Genomic DNA, 20,267 nt, shown 5'->3' on the forward strand with positions numbered 1-20,267 from the left:
GTTATGAGAATCATCATGTTAGGCGCGCCAGGCGCAGGCAAGGGTACGCAGGCCCAGTTCATCACCGAACGGTTTGAAATCCCGCAGATTTCGACCGGCGACATGCTTCGCGCGGCGGTGAAAGCCGAGTCCGATCTTGGCAAGCAGGTCAAGGAAGTGATGGCTTCTGGCGGTCTGGTGTCTGATGACATCATCATTGCGCTCATCGAAGAACGGGTTAAGCAGCCTGACTGCAAGAACGGCTTCCTGCTCGACGGTTTCCCCCGCACTATTCCCCAGGCCGAGGCCCTGAAAGACCAGGGTATTGTTATTGACTATGTGGTGGAAATCGCCGTTGATGACGAGGAAATCGTAAGCCGTCTGTCAGGTCGTCGGGTGCACGAGGGCAGTGGTCGCATCTATCATGTGAAGTACGATCCGCCCAAGACCGAAGGTAAAGACGATGAGACTGGCGATGCCCTCATCCAGCGCGAGGACGACAAGGAAGAAACCGTCCGTAAACGCCTGAAGATCTACCACGAGCAAACCGCGCCACTGGTCGGTTACTATCAGGACTGGGCGAAAGAAGCCCCTGCCGCTGCGCCGAAATATGTGCGCGTAAAAGGCGTGGGCAGCCTGGATGACATTCGCGACCAGATTCTTACCCAACTGAAGTAACCCTGTGAAACTACTGGCACTGGATACCTCATCAGAGGGCTGCTCAGCAGCCCTGCTGGTGGATAACAGCTTGGTGGAGCGGTTCGAGCTGGCTCCCCGCGGACACACCCGCCTGTTGATGCCGATGATCCGCGAGCTTCTCGCCGAGAAGGAACTGGTGCCGGCGGACCTCGATGCGCTCGCATTTGCCTGTGGTCCGGGCTCGTTCACGGGCCTTCGCATTGCTACGGGGGTTGTCCAGGGCCTGGCCTATGGTCTTGGAGTCCCCGTTATTCCAGTGTCATCCCTGGCAGCCGTTGCCGAGGATGCGATACAGCATTGGCAAATGCTGGACGGCGACGCCGTTGCAGTGGCCTTCGATGCCCGCATGGGTGAAGCCTATTGGGCCTGTTATATGTGCCGAGATGGGCAACCGGAGTTGATGGGGCACGAGCAGGTCTGCGCTCCGGTGTCTGTGACTCTGGCCGATGGCGCATCCCGGTGGTTTGGTGCCGGTCAGGGGTGGAGCCTGAAAGAAAATTTCCCGGCCGATGTTGCCGCAACCATGGACCGCATCGACGAGACTCTAGTGCCCAGGGCTTCCAGAGTGGCGGAGATCGCCGCCCGTGCCTTTCATGCGGGAGCCGGGGTACCGGCCGAACAGGCACAACCGGTTTACATTCGTGATGAAGTGGCCTGGAAAAAACTGCCCGGCCGCTAACAACAACCTCACTGCTACCACCCGGAATCACTGCCGATGGAACTGTGGCACATTATTGTATTGGCCGTTATACAGGGGCTGACGGAATTTCTGCCGATCAGCAGTTCGGCCCATCTGATCCTTCCCTCACAGGTATTTGGCTGGCCGGATCAAGGCCTTGCGTTCGATGTCGCTGTGCATGTAGGGACGTTGGCAGCGGTGATCTGGTACTTTCGCGCGGAAGTGGGCCGTCTCACGGTTGCCTGGGTTGGAGATACGGTTCGGGGCCGTGTCGGGCAGGATAGTGGCCTTGCGTGGGCGGTCATCGCCGGCACCATTCCAGCCGGACTGGCTGGTCTGTTGCTTAATGATTTCATTGAAACCTCCCTGCGTTCCGGGTTGGTGATTGCAGTTTCGACCATCGGTTTTGGTTTGGTGCTGTGGTGGTCGGACGCGGTGGGACGTCGCAACCGGGACCTGCCGGCATTGACCATGAAAGATGCGGTGATCATTGGCGTGGCCCAGGCGCTGGCTCTCATTCCGGGCACCTCCCGATCCGGTATTACCATCACGGCGGCTCTGTTTCTCGGGTTTGGACGGGAGGCAGCCGCCCGATTCTCGTTCCTGTTGTCGATCCCGCTGATTCTCGCCGCCGGTCTGCTGAAAACCCTGGAGCTGGTGGAGCAGGGCGGGGCAACCGACTGGGCGGCTATTGCCCTGGGTGCTGCGCTGTCATTTGTCAGTGCCGTGGTCTGTATCCACCTGTTTCTCAAGTTCCTTGAGAGACTTGGCCTGATGCCGTTCGTTATATACCGCCTGGTACTCGGTCTGCTGTTGCTTGTCGTGCTCTGGTAGTGCAAACATTGAACAGCCTGCTTTAAAATTGGTCCAGGATCTTCCATAATCCACTACCTGTGGTCTTTTTAACCGGTGTACCAGAATGATCGGTGGTGTTAACCCAAACAGCAGTCTTCCTTTCCAGTCCGGCAACAGCAGCCCGGTTCGTGAGCGCAGTGACATCGCTCGTGCGCCTGCGTCCGCCCCCGATAACGATAGCCAGGCCGTTCGCCGTGATCTCACCGATGCACGGCCCCCCAACGCCGAACAACGGCCGGTTCCTTCTGCTGAGTCGCTAGAACGCCGTGTCGAGGCACGTCAAGCCGCGGAGGACGTGCGCCTGGAGCGTTTCCGTGCCGATGAAGTTTCCCTGAGCACCTCCAGAGCCCTGTCCACGTTTGCCGATGTCGCCGCCGGAGGCGATATTGCGGATGCAGGGCTCTCAGGCATCGATATCCTGGTTTGATGTCGCCAGGAAACACCCTGTCTGAACTCGCAGTTGGCTGCAGCCCCCTTGGCGATCTCCACGCTGCACGTTCCCTGTCTGAAGCATTATCGTTGCCTCTGCTGGGTACGCTTCGTCCGCGAGACGTGCGGGATTACCCAGTGCTGCTGTTTCTGGATGAAAATGGTCTTGGCCTGCAGGTGACCGGCAAGGGGGCTCCAGGGCCTGTCAGAGCCGAGTTCGTGACCGGAAAGGCGGGATACCGGAGAGAACACGGCGGTGGCACCGGACAACTGATTGCCAAGGCTGTTGGCCTGAAGAAAGCCCGCCAGCCCCTTCATGTTCTGGATGCAACGGCCGGTCTTGGCCAGGACGCGTTCGTACTGGCCTCCCTGGGCTGCAGGTTAACCCTTTTCGAACGCTCGCCGGTTATCCATGCGTTGCTTAGTGACGGACTTTCCCGTGCGGCCCTGAACGAGCAGAGCGCGCCCATTGTCGCCCGGATGGTATTGCAGTCGGGTAGCAGTATCGACTGGTTATCGCAGGCGGGCGCGGGCGCCGCGGATGTGATCTACCTTGACCCGATGTTTCCCCATCGCGACAAGTCGGCCCTGGTCAAGAAGGAAATGCAGGTGTTCCGCACGGTGGTGGGAGACGACGATGACTCACCGGCGTTGTTGAAGGCCGCGTTGGCAGTGGCAACCTATCGGGTTGTCGTCAAACGCCCGCGCAAGGCGGAGCCAGTGAGTGGCCCCGAACCCACCACCCGTATTGAAGGGAAGAGCAGCCGGTACGATATCTACTCCATCAAGGCGTTTCCCGCCGGATAGGTGGTCACCGGTCTCGCTCAGGCCCCAAGCATGGTCACCTGCTGAATGGCCTGGCGTTTTTCCACACTTAGCACCAACCGTGCGTCTTCCGCTACTTCATCCAGGCCGTCGGTGTAGCACAACAGCCCGTCGTCATCGGTGGTGATAACGCCATTGTGCTGCATGTTGGCGATGAAGTTACGGAACAGGGTCTTGTCGAAGAACTCCGGCGCATTGAGGCCGAACAGGATGGACATACGTTCGGCCAGAAGCGTGCTCTGCTCTTCCAGTTCGCCGGCGGTAATCTTACCCGACCCGTATTTGCGCAGGATGCCGATGGCAATGTGATAGCGTTCTAGGGTCTGGATGATGAACCGTGACAGCACCCGCAGGCGCAGCATGGCATCGGTGCCTTCCTCAGGGCGGCTGATCCTGTCTTCCTCTTCTTCGAACAGCAACCCTTTCTCCAATAGGACGTCGATCCATTGGTTGATGACCCCGTCAATCTCCTCGGCGTCGTATTTGAGGAACAGTTCGGATTTCAGATAGGGGTACGCCACGCTGGCCAGGAACTCAATTTTGTCCCGGCGCAGGGAGTTCTTGTTCTCAAACAGGCTCGCGATCAGAGACGGCAGGGCAAACAGATGCTGGATGTTGTTGCGGTAATAGGTCATCAGGATCGCGTTGCTGCCTTCCAGCGCGATGATGTCACCCAGTTTCTGGGGCTGGCGCGTGATCAGGCCCATGTTTTCGCAGTAGTCGACCCAATCTTTGCCACTGCCTTCCGGCAGCGTGATGGTGTCGGCGTAGGGAAAGGCTTTCAGCAGGTCGGCATACTGGTCCATCAGGCGAATCAACTGGCCTTCATCCATAGCCAGGCGATCGGTGCCCAGCAAAACCGTTGCAGTCATGCCAATGGGATTGACGGCGACAGATGCGTTAATGCTGGACGCAACACGATTGGACAGTTCAGACACCGCCTGATTGAGCCATTTTGGCCGGTATTCGGAATCGTAGGCTTCTTCCCGCCAGCTTGGTTCGACTTCGTTCAATACCTCAGCAAGGGGAATGGCTTCACCGAAGTTTACAGCGACCTGGCCAAACGAGTTGCTCAACTTGCGAACGGTCTTGGCAATCGCGAACACGCTCTCTTTCTGTTTTTTCTTGCCCCGTAGCTCACCGAGGTAAGAACGGCCTTCCATCACCTTCTCGTAACCAATGTATACCGGGACGAACACGATGGGCTTGCGATGGTCTCGCAGAAAGCTGCGGACGGTCATGGACAGCATGCCGGGCCGAGGCTGGAGCATGCGGCCGGTGCGGCTGCGCCCGCCCTCCACGAAGTACTCAACGGAATAGCCTCGGGAGAACATCACGTGCATGTATTCGTTGAACACGGTGGCGTAGAGCGGGTTGTCACGGAAGCTCCGACGCATGAAGAACGCGCCGCCGCGTCGCAGGATGGGGCCAACAATAGGCATGTTCAGGTTGATGCCGGCGGCAATGTGCGGGGGCATCAGCCCGTTCTTATAGAGCACGTAGGACAGCAGCAGGTAATCAATATGGGAGCGATGGCAGGGAACATACACCACGGCATTGTCCTGGGCTTCTTCCTTGGCAACGCGGATGTTGTTGATAGCGATGCCGTTGTAGATACGATTCCACAGCCAAGACAGCACCACTTCCAGGAAGCGTATGGTCACGATGGACATGCTGGCAGCGATCTCGTCCGCATATTTGTACGCCTTGGCGCGCACCTTTTCCGGGGGGATGTCATCCTTTCGGGCAGCTTCCCGGATGGCTTCCTTGACCGCCTGGGTCCGCACCAGTCCACCCACCAAGGTGCGGCGGTGAGACAGGTCCGGGCCGAGCACGGCTTGGCGCACCCTGCGGAAATGGGTACGGAGAATGCGGGCGAGCTTACGGTTGGCGCGTTCCTCGCTATGGCGGTATTCGTCAATCACCTGCTTCAGGGACAGGGGCTGATTGAACTGCACGTAAGTGCTACGCCCATGCACCATGATGATCAGGAATTTCTGCAAACGTCCAGCCACGGACCAGGTGTCGGACAGCAGCAGTTTGACCAGCGATTTTTCCTTGTCCGGGGAGCGCCCCCAGAACAGCGACACAGGGACGATCTGAACATCCTGCTCAGGGTGTTCCAGGCCATGGCGAACCAGCGCCCGGAACTCACCGGTGGGAACGGGCGTCTGGCGACGACGGAAAAGACCACCAATCCGACGGTAGAGAAAAAAGAAGGAGTGGTTCGGACCGTTCTTGACCGGCAGGGACGACTCGGCACCAGGCAGGCCAGCTCGCAGCACCTCCTGTTCCAGGACCAATCGGCTGGACAGCGAGCTGTACTGCAGTACGTAGCAAACCGGTTTTTCCGGGTCTACTCCCAGGGCTTCCACGCTGTTGCCGCTCACATCCGTCCGGACCCACAAAAACAGGATTTTGCGGAAAAGGGTCAGGATCAGGCTGCGAAGGCCCAGGAAAAAACGCATAAACGGTCGCTCCGGTTCACAAAACAGGCGGTAAGTTTACTTGGTTGCGTGCAGTGCGGAAAGCCATGCGGTCGTTCTGTTGTGTTGTGCCGCTGTGATACATTTCCAGCTCTACCCACATAATAGCTTCTGGACACGGATTATGGCGTTATGGACTCCCGGCTGGTCTTCGAAAGGGCCCGACGATGACGATCTTGTGTTGGCCATCGACGGTGATGCGGTGCTGAAGCCCGACGTTGGCTGGCTGAAGCCTTGGCGGATGATTGCCCCTAGTACGCACGGTGATATCGGGCCGGTGTATGTTGGCCAGATGGACGGCAAGCCTGTCTACGTGGCCGAAGCCGACGCGGCCAGACTGGCCGGGTCTACAGAACGGGTGACGCTTCGGGAAGCGCTGCTGCTGATGGAGGATGCTCCCGCGGAAATGCTGGGCACCGCGTTCCAGGTGCATCAGTGGTGGCGGGATCACCGCTTCTGCGGCCGCTGTGGTGAATTGACAGAGCTGCACCCGTTGGAAAGGGCCAAGTGGTGCAAGCCCTGCGGCATTCCCTGGTATCCCAGGCTGGCGCCCTGCGTAATTGTGGTTATCCGCCGTGGTGAACGAATGTTGCTGGCCCGGTCATCGCGGACAAAGCGTCATTATTTCAGCCTGATTGCGGGCTTTGTGGAGCCGGGTGAAACCATTGAAGCGGCGGTTGCCCGGGAAGTGAAAGAGGAAACCGGCCTTGAGGTTAGTGGGGTTCGCTACCACTCCTCTCAGCCATGGCCGTTTCCCCATCAGTTAATGCTGGGCTTTTTTGCAGACTACGCCGGGGGCGAGCTGGTGCTGCAGGAAGACGAAATTGCGGAAGCGGACTGGTTTCTGCCGGGCGATATGCCACCTGTGCCGCCGGTGACCACCATCTCCGGCGGCCTGATCCAGGCCATGGTGCGGGAAATTAAAGGGCAGGGGGCATCGTCGTGACTGCGCCAAGAGTGCTGGTCTTTGATTCAGGCGTTGGCGGATTGAGCGTTGCTGCTTGTATCCATCAACAATTGCCGGGGGTGAAGTTGGTGTACCTGGCTGATAACGCTGGCTTTCCTTACGGCGCCCAGCCGGAAACGGTGGTCATTGAACGCAGCCAGACACTGATCCGGCTGGCGCTGTCGGAATTTCCCTGTGATGTCATTGTGGTGGCGTGCAACACTGCGAGCACTGTGGTGTTGCCGCATCTTCGGACCATGACACCGATACCGGTGATCGGCGTGGTGCCGGCGGTAAAGCCTGCGGCGGCGGTGTCTGAAAACCGCCGTATTGGTCTGCTGGCCACCCCCGCCACTGTTCGTCGGCCCTACCTTGCAGACCTGATTGACGAGTTTGCCAGTGATTGCACGGTGGAACGGCTGGGGCATCCGGACTTGGTGCAATGGATCGAAAATCTGGTGTCCGGTTCGCCAGTCCCCGAACAGGCCTTGTCCGTGGCATTGCAACCATTCCGGGACGTGGGTGTGGACACTGTGGTTCTGGGCTGCACTCATTACCCGCTGATAAAGGATCTGCTGCAGAGCCAGTTGCCGACCGTAAAACACTGGGTGGATTCCGGAGAGGCCATCGCCCGCCGAGCGGCCTGGTTATTCGAACAGCAGGGGCTGGAAGTGAAAAGTCTTATGGCCCTCAACAGCGATGGCGATGTGGTTGATGCCGCCCTGTTTTCCGGGGACATCCCACGAGGTATCGGGGAGTTCCTGGATGGGCTTGGCCTGGCCACCAACGACATCCGTGGTAACTGGTCCTCGTCGGTAGTCGGTGCTATAGCAAGCGGGTCAGCTTGAACATGGCCAGGAACTCCAGTGCCGGTAAGGATCGGCGGTGGCAACAGTAGGTTTTAAAGTTGTCGCCACGGAATCGTGACTTGGTAAATTCCAGGCCCTTGAAGTTGTAAAGGAAGTTCCCCTTCTCATACAGGCCGTGCATGATGCGCTTGAGCAGTCGGCTTTCCTGATGCTCGGTAGCCGGGTCCAGGGATAGCGGAATTAAACCCAGGTCCAGATAGGGCACGCCTTCGGCCTTGAACACATCCATGGCATGGGCCATCAGGGTGTAGAAAATACCCTGGCGGAAATCCGCGTTGGCCCTTGAGATGTTAGGCACGTAACTGATGATCTCGTTATTGCGGTAGATGGGGTCGAAGTAGATAAAGCCCACGGCCTTGCCATCCTGGTACGCGTAGAAATGGCGTTCGTTCTCCCGGTACTCCATCTCCATGGGACGTATCAGGAAACGGATCTCCTTGCTCTTGCATTTACGGGTGCGAATCCAGGCATCGGAAATTTCGCGGGTGTGGTCATCGCTGAAGCGCTCCTTCACGGTAATGCCGTTTTTTTCCGCCTGGTTGAGGGCCGTGCGCAGGATCTGTTTCTTCTTCCCGCTGAGCGACCAGTTTTTCAGGTTGATACGGGATTCGCTGCCAAACTGGGTGCCAAACAGGCCAAAGCGGCGGTAGAGGTAGTCCACGACAGGTTTGGATACCTGGATGTAGCAGGCGGAAGGGAAGCGTTGGTGAAACTGTTCCAGGATCACCTCAAAGTGTTCCGGTGCGGTGACAGGATCGGAGAGCACGAACGTGCCGCCCCATTTGCGCATATACGCCAGGTAGCCAACGCCGGGCACATCGAAATACTGCATCTCAGGTTGCAACGTCGAGAACGACTGGGAATGGGTGCCGTACTTCTTGAGGTAACTGATGCGCTCCGGAAAGGTAAATACACCTTCGTCCAGAGAGCGTACGCCATCGAGTGAAAGGATCTGGTCTGACATTGTGAAACTCCCCCGTTTATTGTTTTAAATCCGGCGTGAGGCCTCGTGTCTACACCTGTTTCCGTCCCAGGATCGACCAGTAACAGTTCATGTTCAGCAGCTTGAAATGCTTTTTCTCGGTAACGTGCAGGCCAAGGCGCTGCATGTGTTCGGGGTAGTTGTAAATCTTGTGGAAGGCATTGTTGGCGAACAGCCAGAAGATGAAGACGGCCATGTACCAGTACATCTTCTTGAACAGGCGGGCCACAATGTTGCCGGTGGGGTAGCAGAAGTCACCCACAACCACCCTGGCGTCGGCCTTGCCCAGACGGATCAGATGCTCCAGCACCCGCACCATCATGTCTTCGTCAAACACGTTGAGGAAAAAGTTGGCGACCACCATGTCGTACTGTTCGAACTCATCGACCTTCATGATGTCGCTGTGAATGCGGCGGATGTTCAGGTGCGGCGCCTCTTTTTCCTGGGCTTCGGCAAACTTGCGCAGCATGGTCTCGGAGAGGTCCACCACGGTCACGTCCGCGCCCAGTTCTGCGGCACGGATCGCGTCACGGCCATGACCCACGCCTGCAAACAGGATGCGGGCGCCGGGCTTGACGGTTTCCACATCGAGCATGGCGGTCTTGCAGCGATGGATGTTCTTGCCGCTGTAGAGGTTGCTCAGAAAATCGTATACCGGGCCAATGTATTTGTATTTATCGCGCATGGTGACTTCTGCCTGTCCATATCCTGGGGATGCTTCCATTCTTCTTGTGATTGTTGATTCACCGTCAGGTGAATTGAAGGAAGCGCCTGATGGATTTGAGCTTAGAGAAGCCGGTGGGGGAATTATGTGCAGTACCGCGCATTTCCAGATACATAACGTAACGAACAGCAACACTTTGCAAACCAGATCAACATTTTAGATCTGACTGTCCGACAATGGAGTATCGATAATGCGGTAGGTTAGAAAGCGACGGCGCGCGCCGGGGTATGTCCGAGGGTTTTGCCGATGACGTCTGCAGGCCGCGCCGGGCCGTAGAAGAATCCCTGAACCTGGTGGCATCCCAGGCTTTTGAGGTAGGTGAGCTGTTCGTCCGTTTCCACACCCTCCGCCACGATCTGAAGTTTCAGTCCATGGGCCATGGCGACAATGGCGTTTACAATACAGGCACCATCTTCGCCTCTGCGAATGGCTTTGACGAAGGACTGATCCACTTTCAGGGTGTGAATGGGCAGCCGGTGAATGTAATTCAGGGAGGAGTAGCCGGTGCCGAAATCATCAATGGCAATTCTGACGCCCAATGACGCTAATTCCCGGAGTTTCTGACTGATCTGCTCAAGATCGTTCATGATCACGTTTTCAGTGATCTCGATTTCCAGGTTTTGGGGCGGGAAGCCGTGGGCCTGGAGTTGAGCCATCAGGGTCTCTACAAACCTTGGGTGCTCCACCTGGACCGGGGACAGGTTTACGGCCAGTCGCAGGTCGCTGTGTCCTTCTCGAATCCACTGGCCGACATCATGGCAGGCCTGGTCGAGTACGCATTCACTGAGTTTGGCAATGAGTTTGGTTTCTTCCGCCAGCGGCAGGAAGTCCCGTGGATAGAGCAATCCCCTTTCCGGATGTTGCCAGCGCACCAGCGCTTCCAAACCCACCACGCGATTGCTCGAGGAACAGACTTGCGGCTGATAGAACACCCGCAACTCATCGCGCTCCAGTGCCATCCTAAGGTCTCTTTCCAGGCTCAGGCGGTTGGCCGTGTCAATGCTCATGCTCTCCGAGTAGAAGCGATAGCCATCCTTGCCCCGCGCTTTGACGTGATACATGGCAATGTCGGCGTTCTGGATCAGTTGATCCATGGATTCGCCGGCTTCCGGGTAGGTGGCAATGCCAATGCTCACACCTACGAAAACTTCGTGTTCGCCCAGTTGGAAAGGCGCGCGCAAGGCCTTGATCAACTTCTTTGAAATCTGTCTTGCGTCCTCGTAACCGTGGATCGACGGCAACAGCAGAGTGAATTCATCGCCACCGAAGCGTGACAGGGTATCCCCTTTGCGCAGACACCGTTCCAGTCGCTGTGTGACAGCCTGCAACAGGCGATCGCCCATGGCATGTCCCAGCGTGTCGTTGATAACCTTGAAGCGATCAAGGTCCAGGAACATCACCGCCAGCTTCTGCTCACTGCGGCGCGCGTGGGTGATGGCCAGGTCGAGCCGGTCCTTGAACAGGGCGCGGTTTGGCAGTCGGGTCAACAAGTCGTGGTAGGCCTGGAAGTTGATAAAGGCTTCCGCTTCCTTACGCTCGGTCACATCGCGAGCAGTGCCGTAGTAGCGGGCCTCGCGACCATTGTATTTGCCGTCATCGTGATTGGTGTGGGGCCAGGTTTCCGGGTCAATCGGAAACGCGGTAATTTCAAAGTGTCGGGTGGCTTTGCGGCTGCCTCGGGTCTTGAGCCGAACTTCCAGTGTCCGGGGATTGTCGGCGCTGATATTCGGGCCTTTCAGAGCATAGGTTCCCCGGGCGATGTCCCGGTCATCCAGGATGTGGCGAAAGTGACGCCCGCACAGCTCAGCGGGTTGGTAGCCAAGCAGGCTCTCAATCTTGCTGTTCACAAAACAGAAATGCCCGTCGCCATCGAGCATGAAAACGATATCGGGTGAGCTGTTGACGATGTAGCGATGCAGTTCCTCGGACTTTTCCAGGCGCATTCGTATGTGCTCGTGGGCGCGAAGCAGAGAACGCTTGCCGAGCACGCCGTCGACCGTTGCCAGCAGTTCTTCCGGGTCGAACGGTTTGCGGATATAGTCCAGTGCCCCCCGGCGCAGGGCACGGCTGACGGCGCTGAACGAGCTTTCACCGCTCACGACAATCACGCCACATTCTGGTTGTTCCGATGACAGGCGTTCCATCACACCGAATCCGTCCACATCGGGCATGCGAAGATCCAGCATTGCCAGGTCGAACGATTCGGTCTCAAGGATGCGACAGGCCATGCGCCCACCTTCCGCTTCGGTGACCTCGTACCCCTTGCTTCTGAGCAGTGAAGCAAGGCCGGAAAGCAGTCTCGGATCATCGTCGACGACCAGGATGCGCGCCTTTCCGTCGTCGCCGTAAGTCCACTCGGTGCTCGCAGGTTTCATGTCAGTAGCCCGTCGTTTCTTCGTCATTTTTCATCGTTTTTTTTATTTGCCGCCGCGGGAAACAGAATTCGGAATGCTGTCCCTCCGCGCCCCGTGCGGCAACTAATGATGCCCTCCATGTCATCAATCAACTGTTTGACCACGCTCAGACCCAGGCCGCTATGGCCCTTGCCCTTGGTGGATTGAACCGGTGAAAACAAGTGTTTTCGGACCTCGTCGGGAATTCCATTACCGGTGTCCGCCACTTCCAGTTCCACCCAGGTTTTTCCGCTCTGCCAGACTGGTGCCTGTGTGTGAATAGCCACTTCGCCACCGTCAACAAGGCATTCTGCCGCATTACGGACCAGGTTGATAACCACCTGCCGGATGACAGCACCGGGCACGGTAACATCGGTGGGGTCCGCGCAAAGGTCAAGCTCCAGCGCCATGTCGTCGCCGCTGAACAGACTGTCTTCCAGCAAGTCCTGCAGAATTCTCAGTTCGTCATTAAGATTGCAGACGCCGGTCGGGTTTGCTGCATCATGGCCCGGACCCCGGCTGATCTGCAACAGGAGATCCCCCGCGCGATCGAGTTCGTCACGTATGACGTCCAGCTCTTCCTGTACTTCGTCATCATCCAGCCGGTTCCGTAGCTGATAGATATATTGCCGGATGATGGTCAGCGGGTTGCTCACCTCATGGACCTGGCGACGAATGGCCTGTCGGGCCAGTTCCGACTCCATACTGTCCTGGGTACCACTATTGGCTAGCGTGGCAGTGACGGCGTCAGACAGTTTGGCGCTGAACAGGCGACCGATTTCTTCTGTCTGACCGGAACTGTCATGGTCGGTACCGACGACAAAGACGCCAGCACATTGATCTTCCCCCCGAACGGGAATAGCCACCAGAGAAGGGGTTCTCAAGAGAGAAAGCAGCTGGCGGTCCAGCACAGTCGTTGTGCGGCCACCAAGACACAGGGCGGTGCCGCTGCTGTAGGCCTCGGTCAACACGCTGGTGGCCGGCCCGCTGGCAACTGTAAGGTCGGGAGTATCGCCGTTGCTGGCGGATAGCAGTGTCAGCCCGTCTCCGGCCTGGCCAAAATACAGTGCCGGCAGGCCGGTGATCAGTGTCAGGCTGGTGACGGTTGCGGCCAGACTCTCCTGGGCACTGCCGCGAATCGGCGACAGTTCCAACGCCTGGCTGGCCATGGCCTGTTTCAGTATGGTCTGTTTGAGTTTGTGGTTGGAATGGTGGGCGTCGTAGTCTTCCGATAGCGGAATGCCCAGTGACTCGGCCACGCCGCTCACTTCCTGGTCGATCCTGCGGTTGATCTCTCGCGTGAGCTCTTCATTGAGCCCAAAAATGGTCCCCGCCGCCGCAATGCCCGCCGCGTCCGAGAGTGCCAGGCGCGTTGCCAGACTGATCAGTTTGACCAGGTGCCCGGCATCCTGTATTTCCGTTGGCATGGCCTGCTGATAGCGCATAGCGTCAACCGCCATGGGGCCCAGCCCCCATGAATTGACCAGTTCGGCAGCAATATCGGACTGGTGGTCAAAGTAGTATTGCTGGGTTTCTCCAGGCGGTGTTTTCAGTGCGATCAGCTCGCCTACGTTGTGCAACATACCCAGCATGAACGCCTGGTCGGGTTCGGGGTAGCGGGTCAGTGTTGCCAGAGCCCTGGCCGTCAGGGCGGTGGTCAGGGAATGGCGCCAGAAGTCCCGCAGCTGTTGCCACTGGTCTGCCCCGAGTTCGTAAAGAATCTGGCGCAGTGCAGCAGTCAGAACCAGGGTGTGAAAACGTCGGGTTCCCAGCCGGAGCAGGGCCTGGTCAATGGAACGTATTTGCGAGGTGGGGCCGTACAGTGCCGAGTTGGCGAGGGCGAGAACGCGAGTGACCAGAGCGGTGTCGGCAGACACAATGTCACTTATTCGGCGATAGTTTTCATCCTGATGGCAGGCCTCAAGCGCCCGAAGGGTAACCTCCGGGAGACTCGGTAGCTGTATGTCAGGGGCAATCTGCATAGGCCTGCCTGTGTAACGCGCCAGATATTTCGTTAGTATCTGACGACTTGTTCATAAACATTAACCCGATGGAGCTTAGTCAATAACCTGCATTTATTAAACAGTTATTGGTCCTTTTTTAAGCAGAGTATTACCCGTGTTGTGATGTGTGTAAACTTTTTACAGGTTAAATGTCGCAAAACCGTCCATGATCGGGCATTCAACCCGTCTCTTTTTGTCTACAGTTAGAACTCCGTCCGGGTTACACTTTGACACAGTACTCAAATTTTACCCGGATCACGTGTCAGTCGACGGACAAGACAGCGCCTATTAAGCATTCATGACCGATTCCCGCACTTCCAGGCACATTCCGAAGCAACCCAGAACACTGGCCATAACCGGTGGCAAAGGTGGCGTCGGAAAAACATCGGTGGCACTGAACCTTTCCCTGACCCTTGCGCGAGAGGGTTACAGAGTATTGTTGCTGGATGGTGACACGGATCTGGCTAATGTCAGTATCATGCTGGGCCGGTATCCGGAGCGCACCCTGGCCAACGTAATGGCCGGTGAGTGCTCTCTCCGCGACGTGATTATGGAAGCGGAGTGGGGTTTGCACATCATTCCCGGCGCCTCGGGAGTTGAACAATGTGTGGATATGGCCGCTGAAGAAAGCTTGCGTGTTCTCAAGGCGTTGTCGAGGCTGGAGAAAAACTACGACTACGTGATCACAGACACGGCCTCCGGTTTGCAGAAGACCGGCATGCACATGATTGCGGCGGCGGAACTGGCCTGCGTCGTGGTCACGCCAGACCCTGCATCGCTGACCGATGCCTTCTCCCTGATAAAACTTCTGATTCGCCGTGGCTACCGAAGGACGCCGAGCGTGTTGGTGAACATGGCCCAGGGTGCAAGTCAGGCTCGATCCGTGTTTCAGCGCCTTGATGCTGCTGCAGTTCGGCACCTGGGGTTGCAGTTGCATTACCTGGGTGCGATCTGGCGTGACGAAACCTTGCGCCAGTCAGTGATGAATCAACGCCCTGTGGCACTGTTGCCGGCTTCTGATCCGTCCAGCCGTCAATTCCGAACATTGGCTGACATGCTGAACGTGCGGCTGCGCCAGCTGCCGCCGCGAAAGGCGGGGATTGCGGCGTATTGGCACCGGGTGTCGTCCGGTTCAGCGGATACGGCGCCTGCGTCCGGCGGTGGCCAGGCAAAAACGCCAAAAGACCCGGCCCAGGAATGCAAGCGGCTGACTGCAGAACTCGGCGAAATACTGGCTGACAGCAATGACAAGCCGCTGCTGCGTTATGAAGCGTTTCAGGAGCTTTTTGCACTGTTAGGGCGCAAAATGGATGCAGATGCCATCGAGATTATCCAGACCGGTTTAGCCTCTCTCAATTGGGACAAACTGGAAAAGGAACAACGAGAACATATGGCGACTCATCTTCGCCATCTCGCTGCAGAAGTTGACCCTGCGGCAGTTCCCCGTAAGGCGGAAGCAATAGTAAATAAGCCAGAGCGGGAGCCGTACTACGACCGTATCAGTTTTGGTGAACAAAGCCGGTTGATTCGGGCGCTTAAGGAGCAGCCGTCCAATATCTCCCTGGATCAGCTTCTACGCTCGCTGGCGGACACCGACAAGAACGGTTCCTGAGCGCCTTTTATCCGGTTTCTCTCCATTCCTTTTTTTCGCATTTAGTCACCTTATTTTATGGTCATTTTATTGATGCAATTTGTAGCGTAACTTTGCTCTATGTCACCGCACTGTCATTCGGTCTGTGCAAAAATCAGCCTTATTCCCGGAATCGTGGCCCGCAAAATGCAGTAAAACCCACTGCATTTGATGGCTACACAGTGAATTTGAGAAGGAGTTCTCGCCATGGCAACACAGCAGCAACAGAATGGAGCGTCAGCGTCCGGTGTTCTTGAGCAACTACGTGGTAAACACGTGTTGATCACCGGCACCACCGGGTTTCTTGGTAAGGTGGTACTGGAAAAACTGATTCGCACGGTGCCGGATATTGGCGGGATCCATCTGCTTATCCGCGGTAACAAAAGGCATCCGGCAGCGCGGGAACGATTCCTCAATGAGATCGCGAGTTCTTCCGTGTTCGAGCGCCTTAGGCACGATGACAACGAGGCGTTCGAAAGCTTTCTTGAGGAACGCGTTCATTGCATCACCGGCGAAGTGACTGAACCCCGTTTTGGGCTTACGCAGGAGCGGTTCCGTGCTCTTGCCGGGCAGGTCGATGCGTTTATCAATTCCGCAGCCAGCGTAAATTTCCGGGAGGAGCTCGATAAGGCGCTGAAGATCAATACCCTTTGCCTCGAGAACGTTGCCGCTCTGGCGGAGCTCAACAGCACTATGGCGGTCATCCAGGTATCCACCTGCTACGTCAACGGAAAAAATTCCGGTCAGATCACGGAGTCCGTTATCAAGCCGGCGGGAGAGTCTATCCCCCGCAGCACCGACGGATACTATGAAACGGAAGAGCTTGTACACCTTCTGCAGGACAAGATCTCCGACGTGAAGGCCCGATACTCCGGCAAAGTGCTTGAGAAAAAGCTCGTGGACCTGGGTATTCGCGAGGCCAACAACTACGGCTGGAGCGACACCTACACGTTTACCAAATGGCTGGGTGAGCAACTCCTGATGAAAGCCCTTTCCGGGCGCTCACTCACAATTGTTCGCCCTTCCATCATTGAAAGTGCACTGGAAGAACCCTCGCCGGGATGGATTGAAGGTGTGAAGGTGGCGGATGCGATCATACTTGCCTACGCCCGTGAGAAGGTCTCCCTGTTTCCCGGCAAACGCAGCGGTATTATCGACGTGATTCCGGTGGACCTGGTGGCCAACAGCATTATCCTGTCCCTGGCTGAAGCCATTTCCGAGCCTGGGCATCGCCGCATCTATCAATGCTGCAGTGGCGGTTCAAACCCAATTTCGCTGGGCACGTTCATTGACTACCTGATGGCCGAAGCCAAGTCCAACTATGCAGCGTATGACCAGTTGTTCTATCGACGGCCCACGAAACCGTTTGTGGCGGTCAATCGCAAGCTGTTTGATGTTGTGGTTGGCGGGATGCGCGTGCCGTTGTCCATCGCTGGCAAGGCACTGAGGCTGGCTGGCCAGAACCGTGAGCTAAAGGTTCTCAAAAACCTCGATACCACGCGTTCACTCGCCACCATCTTTGGTTTCTACACGGCACCGGATTACATCTTCCGTAACGATTCGCTGATGGCCCTGGCTTCCCGCATGGGTGAACTGGATCGTGTCCTGTTCCCGGTGGATGCACGCCAGATCGACTGGCAGCTGTACCTGTGCAAGATCCACCTCGGAGGTCTTAACCGTTACGCTCTCAAGGAGAGGAAACTGTACAGCCTGCGGGCTGCCCAGACACGCAAGAAAGCCGCCTGACACCCGGTCAGTCGGCTGTCCTTTCTACCCGTCCCCCCGGTTCCCGGGGGGCGGAACCTCACTTGTTGTTTCCGCTGGCGGGTCTATCCTTTAGGGCAGGCTCCAGAACATAGGGTCACCCCTCGTGAGACCGTCATTCTAGCTAAAAGTGCTGGCGGATTGGGACGTTAGTCTAATTCATTGTTCACTGGCACGCGTGTTGAACTATGGGTATCCGTCTTCAGGGCTTTTTTGCCCGTCACGCTCTTTATTAAATAACCGATAATGACAACAGACTCTGACTAATAAGGGGGAGCACAATGACTGATAAACAGGTTTATCCGGTAAGTCCGGACGTGGCCAAACGGGCCCTGCTAAACCGGGATCAGTACGAGAAGATGTACCAACAGTCGGTGAATGACCCGGAGACCTTCTGGGCTGAACACGGCAAGCGACTGGACTGGATCAAGCCCTTCTCGAAGGTGAAAAATACCACCTACGATTACGACAACCTATCCATCAAATGGTTTGAAGACGGCCAACTGAACGCCGCCGCTAACTGCCTGGACCGTCACCTGGAAAAGCGCGGTGATCAGACGGCCATCATTTTCGAGGGCGACGACCCGGCCGATTCCCGCAACGTGACCTACCGCGAACTGTACGAAGAAACCTGTAAGTTCGCGAACGTTCTGAAAGATCAGGGCGTCAAGAAGGGCGATGTTGTCACTATCTACATGCCCATGATTGTTGAAACGGGTGTTGCCATGCTGGCCTGTGCCCGCATCGGCGCTATCCATTCTGTTGTCTTCGGCGGGTTTTCTCCGGAAGCACTGGGTGCCCGGATTGCTAATGGTAAATCCCGATTCGTGGTAACGGCTGATGAAGGTGTCCGCGGCGGCCGCAAGATTCCTCTCAAGAAAAACGTCGACGCTGCGTTGAGCAAGGAAGCCGGCGCAGAGGTGGACAAGGTTATCGTGGTCAAGCGTACCGGCGGTGATGTGCCCTGGAAAGACGGTCGTGACGAGAGTTACGAGGAGCTGATGAAGGGCGCGTCCACGGATTGCCCTGCAGAATCCATGAACGCCGAAGATCCGCTGTTCATGCTGTACACCTCCGGCTCCACTGGCGCCCCGAAAGGCGTATTGCATACCACCGGTGGCTACATGGTCTTTACCTCCATGACCCACGAATACGTCTTCGATTACCACGATGGCGACGTCTACTGGTGTACGGCGGACTTTGGCTGGGTCACCGGTCACAGCTACATTCTGTACGGCCCGCTCGCCAATGGTGCTGTCACCGTGCTGTTTGAAGGTGTACCCAACTACCCGGATACCTCCCGTATGGGTCAGGTGGTGGACAAGCACAAGGTCAATATCCTGTACACCGCACCTACCGCCATCCGTGCCTTGATGGCCGAAGGTGAGTCCTGCATGAACGGCACCACCCGCGACAGTTTGCGCCTGCTGGGTTCGGTGGGTGAGCCGATCAACCCGGAAGCCTGGGAGTGGTACCATCGCGTAATCGGTAACAGCAAGTGCCCGATTGTGGACACCTGGTGGCAGACGGAAACTGGCGGCATCCTGATTTCGCCGCTGCCGGGCGCCATCGATCTGAAACCGGGTTCCGCGACTGTGCCGTTTTTCGGCGTCAAGCCGGCACTGGTGGATAATGACGGCAATATCCTGGAAGGCAAGACTGAGGGCAACCTGGTGATCCTGGACAGCTGGCCTGGCCAGATGCGCACCATCTACGGTGATCATGAGCGCTTCAAGCAAACCTACTTCAGTACCTACAAGGGAATGTACTTTACGGGCGACGGTGCCCGTCGTGATGAAGACGGCTACTACTGGATCACCGGCCGGGTGGACGATGTTCTGAACGTGTCCGGCCACCGCCTGGGGACCGCTGAGGTTGAGAGCGCCCTGGTAGCCCACAACAAGGTTGCCGAAGCAGCTGTGGTTGGTTACCCCCACGAAATCAAGGGGCAGGGCATTTATGTCTATGTAACCCTGGTTCATGGCGAGGAACCCAGCGACGAGTTGAAGAAGGAACTGGTCCAGTGGGTGCGCAAGGAAATCGGGCCGATTGCGTCTCCGGACGTAATTCAGTGGGCGCCTGGACTGCCCAAGACTCGTTCTGGCAAGATTATGCGTCGTATTTTGCGTAAAATCGCATCCAATGAGCACGATCAGCTGGGCGACACCTCCACTCTGGCGGACCCGGGCGTGGTGGATGACCTGATAAGCGGTCGTGCGAACAAGTAAGGCCTGCTTGCTATCAGGCTGTGACCCTGTGAGGAATCTGTTGAATGACACAAACTATTATCGTCGCCGATGATCACCCGCTGTTTCGGGCAGCTCTGAAACAGGCGGTCAGTCAGGCGGTACCTGATGCCAAGACAGTGGAGGTGGACAGCATCAAGGCGCTGCAGGCGGCGGTAGAGTCGCATCCGGATGCGGATCTGGTGTTGCTGGATCTGAACATGCCGGGCGCCCACGGCTTTTCGGGGCTCGTGTTCATGCGCGGGCAGTACCCCGGCCTGCCAGTGGTGGTGGTGTCAGGATCGGAAGAAATGCAGGTGATGCGCCGTTCGATCGACTACGGGGCGTCGGGCTTTATTCCGAAGTCGGCGCCTCTGCCAACCATCACCGAGGCGATTCAGGCAGTCCTGGAAGGGGACGTCTGGTTGCCGGAGGGTGTGGCGGACAAGATCGAGCGGATGCATTCGGACATGACGGACTTCTCCGAAAAACTGGCGTCACTGACGCCGCAGCAGTTCCGGGTGCTGGGTATGCTGGCTGAGGGGCTTTTGAACAAACAGATCGCTTATGATCTGGACGTCTCAGAGGCTACCATCAAGGCCCATATCACGGCGGTGTTCCGGAAGCTGGGGGTTCGCAACCGGACCCAGGCGGTAATTGCGATCCAGCAAATGGAGATAGATCCTTCGGATACGTCGTTGTCTGGTAGCTGATTGGCCCAGAGGTTCTATTGAATTGAAAAAGCGGAAATCCCTGCGAATGGGATTTCCGCTTTTTTT

At 57.1% G+C, this 20,267-nt stretch carries 16 protein-coding genes; 11 read left to right on the forward strand and 5 right to left on the reverse strand.

What is annotated here, in order from left to right; genetic code table 11:
• Positions 1 to 3: 3 nt before the first annotated feature.
• From adk to AXW11_RS00365, 5 genes are all read left to right on the forward strand, one after another.
• Complete coding sequence (gene adk, locus AXW11_RS00345) at positions 4 to 657, forward strand: adenylate kinase (protein ID WP_036204233.1); 654 nt, start codon at positions 4 to 6, stop codon at positions 655 to 657.
• A 4-nt stretch (positions 658 to 661) separates the two neighbouring features.
• Positions 662 to 1,357 carry a tRNA (adenosine(37)-N6)-threonylcarbamoyltransferase complex dimerization subunit type 1 TsaB gene (gene tsaB, locus AXW11_RS00350; protein WP_091641826.1) on the forward strand — a complete coding sequence of 232 codons (696 nt, stop codon included), beginning with the start codon at positions 662 to 664 and terminating at the stop codon, positions 1,355 to 1,357.
• Between the two features lie 36 nt (positions 1,358 to 1,393).
• Positions 1,394 to 2,191: an undecaprenyl-diphosphate phosphatase gene (locus AXW11_RS00355; protein WP_085681473.1), complete on the forward strand. Its 798-nt coding sequence runs from the start codon at positions 1,394 to 1,396 to the stop codon at positions 2,189 to 2,191.
• An 85-nt stretch (positions 2,192 to 2,276) separates the two neighbouring features.
• Positions 2,277 to 2,639 (forward strand): hypothetical protein, encoded by a 363-nt coding sequence (locus AXW11_RS00360; protein WP_041335070.1) that lies wholly within the window; start codon positions 2,277 to 2,279, stop codon positions 2,637 to 2,639.
• A complete protein-coding gene (locus tag AXW11_RS00365) occupies positions 2,639 to 3,448 on the forward strand; it encodes a class I SAM-dependent methyltransferase (RefSeq protein ID WP_085681472.1) in 810 nt (269 codons plus the stop codon). Before AXW11_RS00360 ends, AXW11_RS00365 begins: the two co-directional genes overlap by 1 nt.
• Positions 3,449 to 3,465: 17 nt before the next feature.
• Here AXW11_RS00365 and plsB read toward each other — a convergent pair whose 3' ends face one another.
• Complete coding sequence (gene plsB, locus AXW11_RS00370) at positions 3,466 to 5,934, reverse strand: glycerol-3-phosphate 1-O-acyltransferase PlsB (RefSeq protein ID WP_085681471.1); 2,469 nt, start codon at positions 5,932 to 5,934, stop codon at positions 3,466 to 3,468.
• A 142-nt stretch (positions 5,935 to 6,076) separates the two neighbouring features.
• Between plsB and nudC the strand changes: the two genes are divergently transcribed.
• Both nudC and murI read left to right on the forward strand, forming a co-directional pair.
• Positions 6,077 to 6,898 (forward strand): NAD(+) diphosphatase, encoded by an 822-nt coding sequence (gene nudC, locus AXW11_RS00375; protein ID WP_075195969.1) that lies wholly within the window; start codon positions 6,077 to 6,079, stop codon positions 6,896 to 6,898.
• Positions 6,895 to 7,746: a glutamate racemase gene (gene murI / locus AXW11_RS00380; RefSeq protein ID WP_091641823.1), complete on the forward strand. Its 852-nt coding sequence runs from the start codon at positions 6,895 to 6,897 to the stop codon at positions 7,744 to 7,746. The genes nudC and murI overlap by 4 nt, the downstream gene beginning before the upstream one ends.
• Here murI and AXW11_RS00385 read toward each other — a convergent pair.
• The 4 genes from AXW11_RS00385 to AXW11_RS00400 all read right to left on the reverse strand — a co-directional run bounded on the left by AXW11_RS00385 (position 7,724) and on the right by AXW11_RS00400 (position 13,848).
• Positions 7,724 to 8,731: a DUF2156 domain-containing protein gene (locus AXW11_RS00385; RefSeq protein WP_036204254.1), complete on the reverse strand. Its 1,008-nt coding sequence runs from the start codon at positions 8,729 to 8,731 to the stop codon at positions 7,724 to 7,726. The genes murI and AXW11_RS00385 overlap by 23 nt on opposite strands.
• Before the next feature lie 49 nt (positions 8,732 to 8,780).
• Positions 8,781 to 9,434, reverse strand: coding sequence for a class I SAM-dependent methyltransferase (locus AXW11_RS00390; RefSeq protein WP_091641820.1), 654 nt, complete (start codon positions 9,432 to 9,434; stop codon positions 8,781 to 8,783).
• 239 nt (positions 9,435 to 9,673) lie between these two features.
• Positions 9,674 to 11,848 (reverse strand): EAL domain-containing response regulator, encoded by a 2,175-nt coding sequence (locus AXW11_RS00395; RefSeq protein ID WP_075195967.1) that lies wholly within the window; start codon positions 11,846 to 11,848, stop codon positions 9,674 to 9,676.
• A gap of 23 nt (positions 11,849 to 11,871) precedes the next feature.
• Positions 11,872 to 13,848 carry an HDOD domain-containing protein gene (locus tag AXW11_RS00400; protein WP_091641817.1) on the reverse strand — a complete coding sequence of 659 codons (1,977 nt, stop codon included), beginning with the start codon at positions 13,846 to 13,848 and terminating at the stop codon, positions 11,872 to 11,874.
• Positions 13,849 to 14,167: 319 nt separating this feature from the next.
• On the opposite strand from AXW11_RS00400, the gene AXW11_RS00405 reads away from it, so the two are divergent.
• From AXW11_RS00405 to AXW11_RS00420, 4 genes are all read left to right on the forward strand, one after another.
• Positions 14,168 to 15,481, forward strand: coding sequence for a MinD/ParA family ATP-binding protein (locus AXW11_RS00405; RefSeq protein WP_091641814.1), 1,314 nt, complete (start codon positions 14,168 to 14,170; stop codon positions 15,479 to 15,481).
• A gap of 225 nt (positions 15,482 to 15,706) precedes the next feature.
• On the forward strand, positions 15,707 to 17,245 hold the full coding sequence (locus tag AXW11_RS00410) for a fatty acyl-CoA reductase (protein ID WP_036204264.1): 1,539 nt from the start codon (positions 15,707 to 15,709) through the stop codon (positions 17,243 to 17,245).
• Between the two features lie 299 nt (positions 17,246 to 17,544).
• Entirely contained in the window at positions 17,545 to 19,491 is a 1,947-nt protein-coding gene (acs, locus tag AXW11_RS00415) for an acetate--CoA ligase (protein ID WP_036204267.1), read from the forward strand.
• A 44-nt stretch (positions 19,492 to 19,535) separates the two neighbouring features.
• Positions 19,536 to 20,201 (forward strand): LuxR C-terminal-related transcriptional regulator, encoded by a 666-nt coding sequence (locus tag AXW11_RS00420; RefSeq protein ID WP_007152036.1) that lies wholly within the window; start codon positions 19,536 to 19,538, stop codon positions 20,199 to 20,201.
• Positions 20,202 to 20,267: the final 66 nt, after the last annotated feature.

This window comes from Marinobacter sp. Hex_13, from assembly GCF_001566815.1.
Taxonomy (GTDB): domain Bacteria; phylum Pseudomonadota; class Gammaproteobacteria; order Pseudomonadales; family Oleiphilaceae; genus Marinobacter; species Marinobacter salarius.

What these genes read in the sequence shown, in the direction of transcription:
- adk (WP_036204233.1), top strand. Translation starts at nt 4, where the DNA reads ATGAGAATCATCATGTTAGGCGCGCCAGGCGCAGGCAAGGGTACGCAG.
- AXW11_RS00355 (WP_085681473.1), top strand. Translation starts at nt 1,394, where the DNA reads ATGGAACTGTGGCACATTATTGTATTGGCCGTTATACAGGGGCTGACG.
- AXW11_RS00360 (WP_041335070.1), top strand. Translation starts at nt 2,277, where the DNA reads ATGATCGGTGGTGTTAACCCAAACAGCAGTCTTCCTTTCCAGTCCGGC.
- AXW11_RS00365 (WP_085681472.1), top strand. Translation starts at nt 2,639, where the DNA reads ATGTCGCCAGGAAACACCCTGTCTGAACTCGCAGTTGGCTGCAGCCCC.
- plsB (WP_085681471.1), bottom strand. Translation starts at nt 5,934, where the DNA reads ATGCGTTTTTTCCTGGGCCTTCGCAGCCTGATCCTGACCCTTTTCCGC.
- nudC (WP_075195969.1), top strand. Translation starts at nt 6,077, where the DNA reads ATGGCGTTATGGACTCCCGGCTGGTCTTCGAAAGGGCCCGACGATGAC.
- AXW11_RS00385 (WP_036204254.1), bottom strand. Translation starts at nt 8,731, where the DNA reads ATGTCAGACCAGATCCTTTCACTCGATGGCGTACGCTCTCTGGACGAA.
- AXW11_RS00390 (WP_091641820.1), bottom strand. Translation starts at nt 9,434, where the DNA reads ATGCGCGATAAATACAAATACATTGGCCCGGTATACGATTTTCTGAGC.
- AXW11_RS00395 (WP_075195967.1), bottom strand. Translation starts at nt 11,848, where the DNA reads ATGAAACCTGCGAGCACCGAGTGGACTTACGGCGACGACGGAAAGGCG.
- AXW11_RS00400 (WP_091641817.1), bottom strand. Translation starts at nt 13,848, where the DNA reads ATGCAGATTGCCCCTGACATACAGCTACCGAGTCTCCCGGAGGTTACC.
- AXW11_RS00405 (WP_091641814.1), top strand. Translation starts at nt 14,168, where the DNA reads ATGACCGATTCCCGCACTTCCAGGCACATTCCGAAGCAACCCAGAACA.
- AXW11_RS00410 (WP_036204264.1), top strand. Translation starts at nt 15,707, where the DNA reads ATGGCAACACAGCAGCAACAGAATGGAGCGTCAGCGTCCGGTGTTCTT.
- acs (WP_036204267.1), top strand. Translation starts at nt 17,545, where the DNA reads ATGACTGATAAACAGGTTTATCCGGTAAGTCCGGACGTGGCCAAACGG.
- AXW11_RS00420 (WP_007152036.1), top strand. Translation starts at nt 19,536, where the DNA reads ATGACACAAACTATTATCGTCGCCGATGATCACCCGCTGTTTCGGGCA.